This is a genomic window from Parendozoicomonas sp. 209JJ7-1 (assembly GCF_058147085.1).
Genome location: NZ_JBYVJU010000003.1, coordinates 231,765 through 247,120, shown reverse-complemented (window position 1 = coordinate 247,120; position 15,356 = coordinate 231,765). Strand labels below are relative to the sequence as shown.

The following is a 15,356-nucleotide window of genomic DNA, read 5'->3' as shown; positions in this document are numbered from 1 at the left end:
TGCCATGAATAAAGATGTATTCGCTCTCTATGACACCCTGACGCAGATACTGCCAAAGCAGCGTCTGCTGACCGATCCTGCCCGCCTGCTGGCATTTGGTACCGATGCCTCCTTTTACCGGCTGATACCACAACTGGTTGTCTTGGCTGAAGCGGAAGCGGAAGTTCAACAGATTATTCAACTGGCAGACCAGCGACAGATACCTCTGACCTTTCGCGCCGCAGGCACCAGCCTCTCAGGTCAGGCTGTTACCGACTCCGTGCTGGTGATTGCCGCCAGCGGCTGGGGTGAACATACAATTCACGAGAATGGCCATAAGATCACCCTGCAGCCCGGAGTGATCGGCGCACAGGCTAATAATTTTCTGAAGCCCTATGGCCGCAGGATTGGCCCCGATCCGGCATCTATTAACACCTGTCGGATTGGTGGCATTGCCGCCAACAATGCCAGCGGCATGTGTTGCGGTGTATCCCAGAACAGCTATCACACCCTGGCCAGCATTCGCCTGATACTTGCCGATGGCACATTGCTGGATACCGGTGACCCGGACAGTGTTGCCAGCTTTCGGCAGTCCCACAGGTCATTACTGGCCGAGCTGGAGACTTTGGCCTGTGAGGTTAAGGACAACCCCGAGCTGCACGACAAGATTCGCCACAAATACCGACTCAAGAACACCACCGGCCTGAGCATTAATGCCCTGGTGGATTTTACCGACCCGATTGATATTCTGGCTCACCTGTTGGTCGGCTCAGAAGGCACTCTGGGCTTTATCTCCTCGGTTACCTATAACACGGTACCGGACCATGCTCACAAGGCTTCGGCCCTGGTGGTATTTCCAGATATCGACAGCTGTTGCCGGGCAACCACCGCCCTCAAATCCTGTCCAGTTGCTGCGGTTGAGCTGATGGATCGCAGGGCTTTGGCTTCCGTTGAGGGTCAGCCCGGCCTGCCGGCCTTTATTAACAGTAACCTGAGCCAGACAGCCTGTGCCCTGCTGATTGAAACCCGGGCGGAAGACCATGCTGCGCTGGAACAGAAGATAAACGACATCAGCAATCCCTTGGCCGGATTCCCTGTTCTTGAACAGGTGCCGTTTACTAAAGTCGAATCGGAATACGCTGCCCTGTGGGCGATTCGCAAAGGCCTGTTCCCAGCCGTGGGAGCAGTTCGCCAGACTGGCACCACAGTGATTATTGAAGATGTGGCCTTTCCCATCGAACAGCTGGCAGAGGGAGTGGAAAAACTCCAGCAGCTGTTTGATAAGTACGAATACAGCGAAGCCATTATTTTTGGCCACGCCCTGGAAGGCAATCTGCACTTTGTCTTTACACAAGGGTTTGAAAGCCCTGAGGAAGTAGAGCGCTACCAGGGTTTTATGGACGATGTTTCCCATTTGGTAGCCGTAGAGTATCAAGGTTCCCTCAAAGCCGAGCATGGAACCGGCCGCAATATGGCCCCCTATGTTGAGTTGGAGTGGGGAAAAGACGCCTACCGGCTGATGAAGTGCATCAAAACTCTGCTGGACCCGGCATGTATCCTTAATCCCGGGGTGATTCTTAACAACGACCAACAGGCTCATATCAAGAATCTCAAACCCATGCCCGCCGCCGATGAACTGGTAGACAAATGCATTGAGTGTGGTTTCTGCGAACCGGCCTGCCCCTCTCGAGAGCTGACCCTTACACCACGCAAGCGCATTGTGCTCTGGCGGGAGATCAGCCGGTTACGAAGAGAAGCTGCCAGCCCTGAACAGAAACAGAGGCTGGAAGAGCTGGAAAGCGCCTACACCTGGCAGGGTATAGATACCTGTGCAGCCTGCGGACTCTGTTCCCTGCACTGCCCTGTCGGTATTAACACCGGCAACCTGACTTTAAAGCTGCGGGCACAAAACAACAGGAGCCATCAGCCACAGGCGGCATTTATTGGCAGACATTTCGCTGGTACTGCCATAGCTCTCAGAAGCTCACTGAAGGTCGCTGATACCGCTCACGCCCTGCTGGGTACAGATGCCATGGCCGCAGTCACAAATAGCGTAAGAAAACTTTCTGGAAACCGGATTCCCCTATGGAATTCCGGCATGCCCAAAGCCGCTGGCCAGTTCGCCCTGAAAAGCCCCCCTCTTCCAGAAGTTGATGGTGATCAGGCGGTGGTCTATTTTCCCAGTTGTACCAGCCGTAATATGGCTCCCGCCCGTCTGGATTTTGAGCAGGAACCCTTGTTCGATGTGGTGATGCGACTACTGGCCAAGGCCGGTTACCGGGTTATCCTGCCCAAGAACCTTTCCGCACTCTGCTGTGGCCAGCCTTTTAAGTCAAAAGGCATACCGCAGACAGCCGAACAGAAAGCCGATCAGTTACGCGACCAGCTCTGGGAAACCAGTGAACAGGGCCGATGGCCGATCATCTCTGACACCAGCAGCTGTAGCTGGCAGCAACGGGAAGACGACCAGGACAGCCCGATGGTATTTGACCTGGTGGAGTTTATTCATGACTACCTGCTGGATCAGCTGACCATTACTCCCCAGGAAGAGCCAGTGATGGTACATATTCCCTGCAGCCTGCAGAAACTGGGTAGCAGTGAGCAATTGAAAACCATTGTCAGTCGCTGTACCAGGGAGATGGTCATTCCTGAGGACATCACCTGCTGTGGCTTTGCCGGAGACAAAGGCTTCAATGTTCCGGAACTCAACGCCAGCGCCCTGTCACCGCTGAAGAAACAGATTCCAGATAACTGCAGGGAAGGGGTTTCAAGCAACAGAACCTGCGAAATCGGACTCAGCCACCATAGCGGTGTTGCCTACCACTCAGTCGCCTATCTGCTGGATCGATGCACTAACCAGGAGCCTGGCGATTAATATTAGTCGGGGGTTGCGACACTTTCCCTTGTTAGACGGACAATTTTAGGGGATTTCCGGATTTGACCGGAAGCGGGAAGAGGACATTCCCCTCCACTGACTACCCGGTCGGCATCCAGTTAATGAAAATAACCATTTCCCCACTGTTCAGGAACCTGCCGCCAAACAGTACAATAGCCAAACAGTGCAATAGACTGAACCCTGTGCCTCCCAATCACCGAGAAAGGCTGCCTCTGTCGTATGGACTCCGACACCAGTTCCTATACGGATACACATTCCGCAACCCAGACCAGGGCCGTCTGGAAAGTCCGTTCAGATTCACCCCGGCAGTGGTCGGAAGATGTCCTTGCCAGGGAAGTGCCCGTGGCCCTGGTATACAACGGTATATCTCACACTGTTATGATGTGCAGCCCGCAGGATCTGGAAGATTTCGCCACCGGCTTCTCCCTGGCGGAAGGGATTATTCAGTCATCGGATGAACTCTACGGCATGGATATCGTTGACGCCGGCAATGGCCTGGAAATCCAGATGGAACTGAGCAGCCGCAGAGCCAGCGAACTCCAGCAGCATCGGCGCACTCTGGCCGGGCGCACAGGCTGCGGTATCTGTGGCACTGAGCAGCTGGATCAGGTGGTCAGGCCGGTTAAGCCCCTTATCCAGGAGCAACGGTTTCCCCTCCCGGCCCTGGATCCGGTCCTTAACGGGCTGCTGCGCCAGAACCAGAATATGGGCACGCTGACCGGTGCCACCCATGCGGCCCTCTGGCTGGATTCAAAAGGCAATATTCTGGGGATTCGGGAAGATGTTGGCCGCCATGTGGCCCTGGATAAACTGATTGGCCTGCGCAGCCGCAACAAATGGACGGATGGCGCGGCTATGGTCACCAGCAGGGCCAGTTTTGAAATGGTGCAGAAAGCCGCGACTGTGGGCATCGAGATTCTGATGGCGGTTTCTGCGGCAACCACAATGGCCGTTGATCTGGCGAAACAGTATAACCTTTCACTGGCCGGATTCTGCCGTTCGGGCCGGGCGACAGTGTATACTGGGGAACAACGGTTTCTGCCGGATTCAACAAAATAGTCCGGCATATTCTGCAGCCGAGACGTTTATTCCTGCTCCCCAAAGAACAGAGCCAAGTCCAGGTAACCAGGTAACTGGATACCTGTTCCTTGTTCTGCCAAAACAGGAATAAACAGACTGGAAAACTTAACTCCAGATTTTATTCACCGGATTCCAGTTCCCGTACTTCACGGGTCATACGCATAGGGCAGAAGTCAGGGCCGCACATGGAACAGAACTCCGCTTCCTTGGCACCGTCCTGGGGCAGGGTTTCATCGTGGTAGGCTTTGGCGGTTTCCGGATCCAGGGCCAGATTAAACTGGTCTTTCCAGCGGAACTCATAACGGGCTTTGGAAAGGGCATTATCACGGATAGTCGCGCCAGGATGCCCTTTGGCCACATCCGCTGCATGGGCAGCAATTTTGTAGGTAATCAGTCCTTCTTTCACATCATCACGGTTAGGCAGGCCCAGATGTTCTTTCGGAGTCACATAGCAGAGCATGGCGCAGCCATACCAGCCGATCATCGCCGCGCCGATACCGGAAGTGATATGGTCATAACCAGGGGCGACATCTGTCGTTAAAGGCCCAAGGGTATAAAACGGCGCTTCATGGCAGTGCTCCAGCTGCTTATCCATATTTTCTTTAATAAGGTGCATGGGAATATGGCCGGGGCCTTCAATCATCACCTGAACATCGTATTCCCAGGCGATTTTGGTCAGTTCCCCCAAAGTCTCCAACTCGCCGAACTGGGCTTCATCATTGGCATCGGCAATAGAGCCGGGGCGCAGACCATCACCCAGTGAAAGACTCACGTCGTAAGCCTGACACAGTTCACAGATTTCCCGGAAATGGGTATAGAGGAAATTCTCGGCATTATGGAGCTCACACCACTGGGCCATAATACCGCCACCACGGGACACAATGCCTGTTACCCGATTGGCAGTTTTGGCCGCGTGGGCACGGAGGGTTCCGGCATGGATGGTGAAATAATCCACGCCCTGCTCCGCCTGTTCAATCAGGGTATCCCGCACCACATCCCAGCTCAGTTCTTTCACCTTGCCTTTTACCTTCTCCAAGGCCTGATACATAGGCACGGTACCGATAGGTACGGGAGAATTGCGGATAATCCACTCCCGGGTTTCGTGGATATTCTTGCCGGTGGACAAATCCATAACCGTATCCCCACCCCAGCGGGTGGACCACAGCAGCTTTTCCACCTCTTCTTCAATAGAAGACGTCACCGGCGAGTTACCGATATTGGCGTTGATCTTTACCAGAAAGTTGCGACCGATAATCATCGGTTCCGATTCAGGGTGGTTAATATTGGCGGGAATAATCGCCCGGCCTTCCGCCACTTCTTTGCGTACAAATTCCGGGGTAATGGCACTCAGTCCATGGTCTTTACGGCCCATGCTCTCCCGGATGGCGATATATTCCATCTCCGGGGTCACAATGCCTTTGCGGGCGTAGTGAAGCTGGGACACATTCTTCCCTTCCAGCGCCCTCCGGGGTGTCTTCAGGTTATCAAAACGAATCCCTTCCAGGCGCAGATCACTCTCCCGGGAACGGGCAAAACCAGAGGAACGGCCTTCCAGCAGCCCGGTATCTTCCCGTTCTTCAATCCAGGCTTTTCGCAGGGGAGCAAGGCCCACTTTCAGATCATGGCTGTAACCGGGCTGGGTGTAGAGGCCGGAAGTATCGTAAACCCTCACTGGCTCATTGGGCTGGCCCCCGAAGCGTTCATGGCTGTGAGTCAGGGAGATTTCCCGCATGCCTACACGGATATCCGACCGGCTGCCACTCACGTAAATTTTCTCGGAGGATGGAAACGGACGACAGGCATCCTTAATAAGGTGTTTGGAATCGCAAGCCACGGAACAGGTCCTGTTTATCGGTTATTTAGTCTGGCTTGCCGAAGATCATTTGAGAGGCAGGGGGCAACATAGCCCCGGGCCTATCCTTGTTCCCTTCGCAGGTATTAGCCCGAACAGGTTCAACGGATTTTCCATAACCATGGAATCTCAGCCGGAACACACCTGTGTTCACAGCACTCCGACAAGTAAAGGGCAAGTATAATGACCCGCCCTCCCTTTCAGCAAGGCACTCAACATCAATACCCAGAAATGTACTGCAGCGGGCATCTCAGGTTGCATGCTGAATTGTCAACGCTGCCTAATTTTTATAGTCAGGCGCTATTTTCTCTACCAGACGCAACAGCGCTGGCCAGCCAAACTCCTTGCCAAGACCACCGGCCAAAGACTTGGACTGCCCGTTAATAGCATCCAGAATCTTATCCGCTATTGTAATAACCGGGCCTCCTCCTGTCTGAGCCATAAGCTGAATCTCACAGGAACGCTGCAGAAGGTACATACGCTGGAAGGCTTCACCCACTGTCTCTCCACATACCAGCAGGCCATGATTGCGAAGAATCATGCAGTTGTTATTCCCGAGGTCACTCTGTAACCGTTTTTTTTCATCTGGATTCAGGGCAACCCCTTCGTAATCATGGTAACTGAGTGAATTGATAACAAAGGCTGACTGCTGGGAAATGGGTAGCAGCCCTTCTTTCTGGGCCGATATGGCCACCCCGGCATTGGTATGCAGGTGCATTATACAATGGCTGTCTTTACGAATCTCATGAACCGCACTGTGAATGGTAAACCCGGCAGGGTTTACGAGGTGATGATTGTCGTCCATTTTTTTTCCGGTGATGTCTATACGTACCAGACTTGATGCCGTCACTTCATCAAACATCATGCCGTAGGGGTTGATCAGAAACTGGTCATCGGTTCCCGGAATACGTGCAGAAATATGGGTATAAATAAGATCATCCCAGCCATAATAAGCTACAAGCCGGTAACAGGCGGCCAGCTCTGTTCGCATTTGCTGTTCTGTCATGATGCGTACCTCTGTACTCTATTATGCAGTAGAGATTACGCAGTAGAGTTTAGAAGAAAACTGCCTTCAGGCAGTTGCAGAAGTCCCTGGATTATCCGACATCAGGCAGACACTTATACGGATATCAGGAGGAGGTCACCAGACGCCCCTTGTAACGAAAGAAGGGTTTACCAACTGTCTGTATCCTTACAAACAGTTCGGCCGGTGAGATTTGCGCATGGTCAGTGCCAAGGGTGATCGAATCAGTATCCTCCTGATGGCGGCGAACGAATTCACGGGCCTTATCATCGCCAATGGTCAGGGTTGACCACAGGATCACAAAGGTCACAAACTCGGAACAGAAAAACTTAATTTCCAGCGGCGTGCTCCCCCTCGCCCCACTGACATTATCCGTATTGTCTCCAGTTGCCCTGTTCGCCGCCTTTTGCAGACGACCACTGATGGTTTTTTCAAAATCTTCCAGCGCCAGCATCTTCTCCCCGCGTTCGAGCAAGATGCCCGAGCGGATCACCTTTTCAACACCATAACTTGCGACAAGGTGTCTACAGCAATGGACGATGGACCATATCTCCGACGCTTTCTCCACCATAACGCTGCGCAGTTCGGGGTAGATACACTCATACACCTCATACTGGCCAGCTTTACGGCTAGGCAGGGACATAGGACCACGTACACAGCCGTAGCCTTTTCCAAACAGAAGATGTTTTTTCTTTGCTCCCCCTTCATCGAACTCCATCACATCATCGGTTCCCAGGGCCAGAGCCGCATGGCTGATATCATGGGCCTGACTGACGGTTTCAGCCACTTCAACACTGCGTAAGTGAAGCAGCTGCCCCCACTTGATAGCTTTGCTGATGGGATCAGGGCTGCTGTGCCGAAAGAGGACATCGCCACCATGGAGCTGTCCGGGGCTTACGGTTCTCCCATCCAGTGCGGGAACAGAAGACAGAGAGCTGCGCCGCTCGCGGCGTAGCCCACTCCGACGTAACACCGGTGGTGTGAAAGGCTGGCAGTTCGCTGGCAACATAATAACTATCCTCCCAGCCATTACCGCTGGACATGAAACCTCAACAGCCCCTAAGACAGCGATTAGCCCCCTCTGTTTCCGGCTTTCTTTATTTTGTTAAGGTTGCTGTACACGGGGTTAAGCCCTGAAGACAGGGCATCCGAAGCTGAGCTGACAGATGGAGTAAACCGGCTAATCTAAATCCAAATCCCAGGAGCAAGCCCCATGAGTGAGAGCGAGTACAATCTGCCAGCCTTTATCGACGACCTGCGCCGACTGACCCGTGAAATTTCCGATGAAGGCACCTTGCTGGCCCAGCTCTCACCACTGGCCAGAAAAGTCGCTATGAACCGTGACTGGCTGACCAACGAGTTTTACAGCACCTCTCCTGAAGACGGATTTGCCCCTAATACTCTCCACATGGAAGAGGACAACACTCTTTATGTAGCCGCAGTTGCCTGGCTGCCTGGTTATGCCTCTCCTGTCCATAACCACAACACCTGGGCGATTATGGTTGGTGTGGATGGCAATGAAACCAATACCTTATGGAAGCCTTTGGGTGAACTGGTTACTGAAGGTCCGGTGAAACTGGAAAAAGACCGCGTTATCACCCTTGGTCCGGGAGATGTTCTGGCAATTCCTTCCGAAGGCATTCACTCAGTCGTCAACCATACAGACCGCACTACACTGTCATTTCATGTATATGGGATGAACCTTCTACATACCAACCGTTCCCGATTTCTAGTCGAGAAGGGTTGGGCGCAGCCTTATTATTGAATCCAATGAAGGGCGCTAAAATTTTTACAGAAACAAAAGCCGGGGATTTATCAATATATTCATATTGAGAAGGGAAGATGGGACAGCTCTCTGGATGAGGCTGTCCTGTTATCTTATGAATTGTTTTTGTTTTGTTGCTGTTTCCGCCGTTCAGTTTTCAGTTCCCGCCTTTTTTCAATGGTTTGAGCCACATCACCACCCAGATGATGTTCACCACGGGAACGAGCCAGCTGCATTTGCCGCTCCCGTTCAGAGAAGCGATATCTCTGTTTGTCGGTTAACCGGCCATAGCATTGGGGGCAGCTGACACCCTGCTGATATTTCTCGCTGACCTTGTCTTCTTCCGTAACAGGCAGACGACAGGCGTTGCACTGGTCGTAGCTGCCTTTTTGTAACTGGTGGTTCACAGTTACCCTATCATCAAAGACAAAGCACTCCCCCTGCCACAGGGAGTCTTCTTCCGGCACTTCTTCAAGATATTTCAGGATACCACCCTTCAGATGGTAGACCTCCTCAAAACCCTGTTCCTTCATATAAGCGGTAGATTTCTCGCAACGAATTCCCCCAGTGCAGAACATGGCGACTTTTTTATGGGTTTTATTATCAAGATTTTCTTTTACATAGGCGGGAAATTCGCGGAACGTTTCTGTTTCCGGGTTTTCCGCACCTTTAAAAGTGCCTACCTGTATTTCATAGTTATTACGGGTATCTACAAGCAGCACATCCGGATCACTGATCAGCTCGTTCCACTCCTGGGGGGCGATATAGGTGCCAACGGTCTTTCTCGGGTCTATACCTTCAACCCCCATGGTGACAATCTCCTTCTTCAGCTTTACCCGGGTGCGTTTAAAAGGAAGACTATTGACGTAAGATTCTTTGGTTTCCAGGGGCGCAAGCCTTTTATCCTGTTCCAGCCAGGCTAGCAGGGCATCAATACTTTTGCGGGAACCTGCGACAGTTCCGTTTATGCCTTCACTGGCCAGTAGCAGAGTTCCACGCACATGATTGTCCGCCATAACGTTCAGCAGCGGAGCCTGGATATCCTGGTAATTTTCAAGGGAAACAAATTTATAGAGAGCGCAGACAACTACATCCGCCTGGGGAGAAAAAGGCTGTTTTGCAGATAACACTGTTATTATCCTTAGCGGCTGACCGGAACGTAAATCCGGCGCGGGTTTTATAATACGCGGGGATTTTAGCAGATAATGGCCCCCGGTTCCGAGGGGGCTTCTGAAAAAGAGTGGGGAAAAAACCGCCGTCAGTCGAACAGACCAAAGCCCGTATCATCATCGCTTTCTTCTTTCTCTGCTTGTTTCTCTCCATGGGGTTGAGGGGGAGTCACAGGTGCAGGTGCCTCTGGAGCAGGAGGCATTGGTGGAGAGGTGTGCACAGACGCCCTGGGGGCTTCTTCATTCTCATCTTCACTCTCCTCTTTGTCAGAAAGCTCTTTGTCACTTTCTTCAAGAGCTTTTCTTTCAAAGGTTTTTCTTTCAGGAACCTTTCTTTCAGGAGCCTTTGAAGGAGGCGTAGAAAACAGGGGTCTGCGAGTTGGAGGCACTGGCGTATGGCTATCTTCTGAGAGAGAGGGTGCCAGATTCTGAGCTGCCTGTCTGTCCACCCCGACCATACGAACCTCTATAGCATTACCAGCCCAGTTGAACAGGCGGGGCTTACTCATAACTTTTTTGTACAGCGCATCCCCGGCAGCCTGGTCTGCAGCGCCACGCTTATCGGCTATCACATTTAGAAGATTCACGATCTCCTGCTGGTAATTCCTGCCCGTACCCTGCACTTCCTTTTTCATTTCCCCAATAGCCTGGGCAGCTATAGCCTGGTATTTCTTTAAACGCTCAACACCCAGCCCTGCTTCAGGAGGCGCAATAGAGATTTCCTTATCACTCCCCTCTTCACAAACGACGATACGGAAACTGTACCTGGTCGCTACCGACGGATTCTTTAGAGCCTCCAGAGCCATATCCGCCAGATCACTGGCCCAGCGCTCGTTCACTACCTTCTCAAGCTGGTCTTCAAGGGATTTCACATGACCGGGTTGAGTGTTTCCGGGGGTGGGCCGACCAGGGTCAACAGCGGAAGCAGGCATCCTTTTCTGATCCCCCCTCTTTGATACAGTACGCCGAAAAACTTCCCCAGCCGCGGAGTCAGAATGATAACCGGAACCCGGCGGAGAAGTGGGGGAATGGGTGGCTGATGATAATGGTGCGGCCATAACGGAGGACTTCCCTGTAATCTGCGAAGAACTTCTCTATTAGTCCGCAGATTGCCGGAAAAGTTCCCTGCTCAGGCCCCCTGGGCCGACACCCCGCAGAATCACAATGTATTCCTCACCCGGTTCAGAAGAGATACAGGCCCTGATCGCCGGATATAACCTTCAACAACCTTACCCGGGGCGGATAAACCAGGGCTTGAACTGTTGCCCTCTATCAGTTGACCATCATAAATAACGGCTGTTACCGTGCCAGATACAGCAACATATGGCGGGAGGCCAATATATGAATCCTGTCGTCAGGATGATCCTCAAGATAAACCTGCAGATGCTGCGCCTGAGCTGGGCTCTGCTGGCTTTAATGTTGTTCCTGCACTTTCTTGCATCCTGGACACTGCTGTACCTGTTTGGTGAAACAGCCCTCACAGCACCGGATGTCTTTTATTATTTCTATATCGTCACTGCGTCCACCGTCGGCTACGGGGATTTATCTCCGGTAGACCTGCCCGGGCAGATGATTGTCAGCCTGTTTGTGATTCCCGGCGGTATCATCCTGTTTGCGGCAGTGATCGGTAAAATAACCACAGTTCTGCTTAATGCCTGGAGGCAAAACATGAAAGGACAGCTGGACTTCAGTGGCCAGTTACACAATCATCTGGTGATTATGGGCTGGCATGGAGACAGCACCAGCCGCATGATTGACCTGATCTTCGGGGATCTGAAACGGCAGAAACGGGACGTTGTTCTTGTCTCCACTAAAGAGATGGAGAACCCGGACCCGAAACGGATTCATTTCGTCCAGACCGATGTTCTTGCTTCTGAAGATGCCTGGCACAGAGCAGGCATAGCTCACGCCGATCGTATTATTATTTCCGGTCACAGCGACGACAATACCCTGACTACCGCCCTGAGCCTGATCGTCTGCGGCACCAATGCCCATGTAGTCTGCCATTTTGAAGATCAGGACATGGCGAAGCTGCTGCGGGCCCATGCCCCTCAGGTGGAGTGTCATGTCAGCAACACCACAGAAATGTTGGTGCGCTCAGCCCAGGACCCGGGTTCCTCCCGGGTACAGAACCAGTTGCTGGATACCCTGGCCGGCCCCACCCAGTTCAGCCTGCAGGTTCCCGACAGCTTTACCGGCTGTGAATTCAGCGCCCTGATTACCTATATGAAGAAGAATCACGATGCTCTTGTGTTGGGCCTCGCAGACAGCATTCATGGCAATGACCTGACCCTGAACCCACCGGGACATCTTCATGTTCGAGCAGGACAACTTGTCTATTTTATGTCCCAACACCGCCTGCTGGCTGACGAAATCAACTGGCATTCGTTGCAAAATAGTGGCATTTAGAAATCAGCTTATATCAGTAACCACGGGGTATCGGGGTCATGCACGTTTTTTATATCACTCCCACCAGCTATGGCGCAGGTCTGACATCTGTCGCCCTGGGTCTGGTTCGCGCCCTGGAAAAAGTCGGGCTGAATGTCCGCTTCTGTAAGCCAGTCAGCCAGCAGAAAGTCAACGCCTCCGGACAGGTGCAGTCCACTTCCACCCTGTTCGCCCGCCAGACCCTGCACCAGAATCCTCCCAAGCCCCTGAGCTTTGAGCATGTGGAAGATATGCTGGGCCAGAACCGTCGGAATGATCTGCTGGAAGAAATTATTGGCCTGCTCAATGAAGCCGCCGGAGACGACACCGATGTCATGGTTGTTGAGGGCCTGACCCCCACCCGCAACACCCCCTGGGCCACCCATTTTAATGGTGATGTAGCCAGAACCCTGAGCGCCAAAGTGATTATCGTGGCCCGTGCCGATGAAGGCACTCCCCGGGAACTGTCCGACCAGCTGCGTATCAGCGCCGACAACCATGGCGGCGTAAGAAACCCCAATGTACTGGGTTATATTCTTAACAAGATGCCGGAAAAAATGACCGAGCGTTTTGGTGAAGAACCTGCAACTTTCAATGCCCTGCCCCGTATGCCGGCCAAGAGCTTCCAGCCTATCGGCCATATTCCCTGGAACCAGGAGCTTGCCGCCCCCAGAACCCGTGATGTCTGCGACTTCCTTGATGCCCGCATCCTGAATAAAGGCATGATCAACAACCGTCGTGTGATCAAGCGCACCCTCTGTGCCCGTTCTTCATCCCATATCACCCAGCAGCTGGTGGCCGGTACTCTGGTGATTGCCCCCGGTGACCGGGACGATATTGTTATGGCCGCCTGTATGGCCGCCAGCAACGGTGTTCCCCTGGCGGGCCTGCTGCTGACCAGCGGTGAAGAGCCCCCCGAAGGCATTATGCGACTGTGCCAGCCTGCTATCACAGCCTCTGAGCTGCCGGTGATGCTGGTCAATACCAACTCCTATGAAACGGCTACCCGTCTGGATCGTATGAATCCGGAAGTGCCTCCAGACGACGTTGAACGTATGCAGAAGGTTATGGATACCGTTGCTGAACATATCGACAGTGACACCCTGCAACAGCTCTGCGGCACCACCCATAAGCAGTTTCTGACGCCTCCGGCCTTCCGCCACAACCTGATGCGCCGTGCCCAGGCTGCGGCCAAACGCATTGTTCTGCCGGAAGGTAATGAACCCCGTACCGTACAAGCCGCCATCATCTGCCAGAACAAGGGCATCGCCAACTGCGTACTGCTGGCCAAGCCCGAACGTGTACAGGAGATTGCCCAGGGTCTGGACCTGGAACTGCCGGAAGGGCTGAGCATTATTGATCCGGACACCATCCGTGATAAATATGTGGCTCCCATGGTAGAACTGCGCCAGCACAAGGGCCTGAACATTCCCATGGCGGAAGCCCAACTGGAAGACTCAGTTGTACTTGGCACCATGATGCTGGCAGAAGGTGATGTGGACGGTCTGGTTTCCGGTGCCGTACACACGACAGCTAATACTATTCGCCCCGCTTTCCAGCTGGTGAAAACCAACCCCGCCGCCGGTGGACTTGTGTCGTCCGTATTCTTTATGCTGCTGCCTGACCAGGTTGTGGTATACGGTGACTGTGCCGTTAACCCCGACCCCACAGCAGAAGAACTGGCCGGTATCGCCGTACAGAGCGCCCGTTCTGCCCAGGCTTTCGGTATTGAGCCCCGTGTCGCCATGATCAGCTACAGTACCGGTCAGTCCGGCCAAGGCACCGATGTGGAGAAGGTTCGGGAAGCGACCCGTATCGCCAAGGAGCTGGTACCGGACATCCTGATAGACGGCCCTCTGCAGTACGATGCCGCCGCTATAGCTTCCGTAGCTGCCAGCAAGGCACCGGACAGCCCTGTTGCCGGTCAGGCCACAGTTTTCGTGTTCCCGGACCTCAACACAGGTAACACCACCTACAAGGCGGTACAGCGTAGCGCCAATGTGGTGAGTGTTGGCCCGATGCTCCAGGGCCTGAATAAACCGGTCAATGACCTGTCCCGGGGTGCATTGGTTGACGATATCGTGTATACCATCGCTTTAACGGGAATCCAGGCGACCCAGTAAAAACAATACCGGTTGCCATATTAAGGATTTTCCGCAACAAGAAGATCATATATGGCAACCGGACAATTATGGCGGAGCCTGAGTCATCCTTACGGGGGAATATATGCTAAGTTTTCTGCCACCTGTTCTACGGGGAATACTGGCCAGCCTTTTACTGATTCTTAATACTCTCTTCCACGCTGTATTTCTGTTTCTTTTCGCCCTGATAAAAGTCCTTGCACCTGTCAAAGCCTTACGCCTGTTCTGCGGAAAGGTTCTGAATGGCATTGTCTCTTTCTGGATTTGTGTGAATGCCGGGATTATGGCCCTGTGCAGCCCGATGACACTGAAGCACTCGGGCTTTGAAAACCTGAGCCTTGATAATTCCTATCTGGTCACCAGCAACCACCAGACCTGGGCCGATATTGTCCTGGTTCAGGTGCTGCTGAACGGCAAGGTGCCTCAACTGAAGTTTTTCCTGAAACAACAGCTGATCTGGGTGCCGGTTTTGGGATTATGCTGGTGGGCCCTGGATTTTCCGTTTATGAAACGCTACAGCCGCCAGTTTCTGGAAAAGTACCCTGAGAAAAAAGGGGAAGACCTGAGAACCACCCGTAAAGCCTGCGAGAAGTTCCAGGAAACCCCCGTATCCATCTATAATTTTATGGAAGGTACCCGCTTTACTAAAAAGAAGCATGCCCATCAGAAGTCACCCTTCAAACATTTGCTGAAACCAAGGGCCGGCGGTACAGGCTTTGTACTGGGATCAATGGGCAGCCAAATGGACACACTGCTGAATATCACCATCAGCTATCAGGGCAAGGCACCTGACTTCTGGGAATTCCTCTGCGGACGCTGCCCGGCAGCTGACGTTCAGCTTGAGCAGTTGACTATTCCCGAACACTTCCTTGACCGAAATTACATGTCTGATGACGTATTTCGGGGAGAACTGCAGAACTGGGTAAATACTCTGTGGCAGGAAAAAGACACTCTCCTCGAAAACCTGCATGAACAGAAACAAGTACCTGGTCAGTCGCTTTCGCAATGTTCTAACGAGTGAAT

The 15,356-nt window shown here is 52.9% G+C and carries 11 protein-coding genes and 1 riboswitch; of the genes, 6 read left to right on the top strand and 5 right to left on the bottom strand.

Annotated features, from left to right (window positions below; translation table 11 throughout):
- Window positions 1-4: 4 nt before the first annotated feature.
- Both ACY2RQ_RS04555 and fdhD read left to right on the top strand, forming a co-directional pair.
- Entirely contained in the window at window positions 5-2,854 is a 2,850-nt protein-coding gene (locus ACY2RQ_RS04555; RefSeq protein ID WP_490111771.1) for an FAD-binding and (Fe-S)-binding domain-containing protein, read from the top strand.
- Between the two features lie 240 nt (window positions 2,855-3,094).
- Entirely contained in the window at window positions 3,095-3,934 is an 840-nt protein-coding gene (gene fdhD / locus ACY2RQ_RS04550; RefSeq protein ID WP_490111770.1) for a formate dehydrogenase accessory sulfurtransferase FdhD, read from the top strand.
- 139 nt (window positions 3,935-4,073) lie between these two features.
- On the opposite strand, the gene thiC is transcribed toward fdhD, so the two are convergent.
- The 3 genes from thiC to ACY2RQ_RS04535 all read right to left on the bottom strand — a co-directional run bounded on the left by thiC (window position 4,074) and on the right by ACY2RQ_RS04535 (window position 7,840).
- Window positions 4,074-5,789, bottom strand: coding sequence for a phosphomethylpyrimidine synthase ThiC (gene thiC, locus ACY2RQ_RS04545; protein ID WP_490111769.1), 1,716 nt, complete (start codon window positions 5,787-5,789; stop codon window positions 4,074-4,076).
- 73 nt (window positions 5,790-5,862) lie between these two features.
- Window positions 5,863-5,980: riboswitch (TPP riboswitch) on the bottom strand.
- A 107-nt stretch (window positions 5,981-6,087) separates the two neighbouring features.
- Window positions 6,088-6,813 (bottom strand): class II aldolase/adducin family protein, encoded by a 726-nt coding sequence (locus ACY2RQ_RS04540; protein ID WP_490111768.1) that lies wholly within the window; start codon window positions 6,811-6,813, stop codon window positions 6,088-6,090.
- A 124-nt stretch (window positions 6,814-6,937) separates the two neighbouring features.
- A complete protein-coding gene (locus tag ACY2RQ_RS04535) occupies window positions 6,938-7,840 on the bottom strand; it encodes a hypothetical protein (RefSeq protein WP_490111767.1) in 903 nt (300 codons plus the stop codon).
- 204 nt (window positions 7,841-8,044) lie between these two features.
- On the opposite strand from ACY2RQ_RS04535, the gene ACY2RQ_RS04530 reads away from it, so the two are divergent.
- On the top strand, window positions 8,045-8,596 hold the full coding sequence (locus ACY2RQ_RS04530) for a cysteine dioxygenase family protein (protein WP_490111766.1): 552 nt from the start codon (window positions 8,045-8,047) through the stop codon (window positions 8,594-8,596).
- Window positions 8,597-8,709: 113 nt separating this feature from the next.
- Here the strand turns inward: ACY2RQ_RS04530 and trhO are convergent, their stop codons facing one another.
- Together trhO and ACY2RQ_RS04520 are read right to left on the bottom strand one after the other, a co-directional pair.
- The gene (gene trhO, locus ACY2RQ_RS04525) at window positions 8,710-9,726 is read right to left on the bottom strand and encodes an oxygen-dependent tRNA uridine(34) hydroxylase TrhO (RefSeq protein ID WP_490111765.1); all 1,017 of its coding nucleotides are present in this window, start codon (window positions 9,724-9,726) and stop codon (window positions 8,710-8,712) included.
- 128 nt (window positions 9,727-9,854) lie between these two features.
- A complete protein-coding gene (locus ACY2RQ_RS04520; RefSeq protein ID WP_490111764.1) occupies window positions 9,855-10,823 on the bottom strand; it encodes a hypothetical protein in 969 nt (322 codons plus the stop codon).
- 283 nt (window positions 10,824-11,106) lie between these two features.
- On the opposite strand from ACY2RQ_RS04520, the gene ACY2RQ_RS04515 reads away from it, so the two are divergent.
- The 3 genes from ACY2RQ_RS04515 (at window position 11,107) to yihG (ending at window position 15,354) form a co-directional block, all read left to right on the top strand.
- Window positions 11,107-12,174: an ion channel gene (locus ACY2RQ_RS04515; protein WP_490111763.1), complete on the top strand. Its 1,068-nt coding sequence runs from the start codon at window positions 11,107-11,109 to the stop codon at window positions 12,172-12,174.
- A 38-nt stretch (window positions 12,175-12,212) separates the two neighbouring features.
- The gene (pta, locus tag ACY2RQ_RS04510) at window positions 12,213-14,315 is read left to right on the top strand and encodes a phosphate acetyltransferase (protein WP_490111762.1); all 2,103 of its coding nucleotides are present in this window, start codon (window positions 12,213-12,215) and stop codon (window positions 14,313-14,315) included.
- Between the two features lie 103 nt (window positions 14,316-14,418).
- Window positions 14,419-15,354 (top strand): 1-acylglycerol-3-phosphate O-acyltransferase, YihG family, encoded by a 936-nt coding sequence (yihG, locus tag ACY2RQ_RS04505; RefSeq protein WP_490111761.1) that lies wholly within the window; start codon window positions 14,419-14,421, stop codon window positions 15,352-15,354.
- Window positions 15,355-15,356: the final 2 nt, after the last annotated feature.